At 72.2% G+C, this 482-nt stretch carries 1 protein-coding gene; it reads right to left on the bottom strand.

Annotated features, from left to right (window positions below; translation table 11 throughout):
* Window positions 1-482: cupin-like domain-containing protein (locus FQ755_RS12880; RefSeq protein WP_186308513.1), on the bottom strand; the 482-nt coding region annotated here is incomplete at both ends.

Raw genomic sequence — 482 nt, 5'->3', positions numbered from 1 at the left:
GCGTCGAGCAGCGCCTCCACGCGTGCCCGCTCGACCTGCGCATCGTCGTGCGAGAGCGCGATCAGCGCCGCCAGCGCCGCGCTGTCCTCGATCGCCGAGCGATGCGCCGCCGACAAGGCGGCATCGGCCAGCAAGGCCGCGCGCGCCGGCCGCGACGAAGTCCAGCCCGGCCGGGGCGAGGAAGCCCTGGCGGAACTCCTCGAGCCGGTCGCCGGCATAAAACCCGGGCAGCGCGCGCGTGGCGTTCGAGGCGCCGAGGATCTGCCCGAGCGTCGGATACCACCAGAAATTCACCGACACCGACACGCCGGGCGCGCGCACGTGATGCCACCAGAACACCGGCATGAACAGCAGCTCGCCGGCGTGGATCGTGAAGCGCATCGCCTCGGCGCGCGCGTAGTCCGGGTAGGCCGCCAGGTCGGGCCGGTCCGGTTCGACATTGGACAGGTGCGCGGTGGCCGCGTCGTGGTGATACGGGTACA

Source organism: Paraburkholderia sp. BCC1885 (genome assembly GCF_900996235.1).
Classification (GTDB): Bacteria; Pseudomonadota; Gammaproteobacteria; order Burkholderiales; family Burkholderiaceae; genus Paraburkholderia.
The sequence above is the reverse complement of the archived record's forward strand: the minus strand, read 5'-3'. Positions and strand labels throughout refer to the sequence as shown.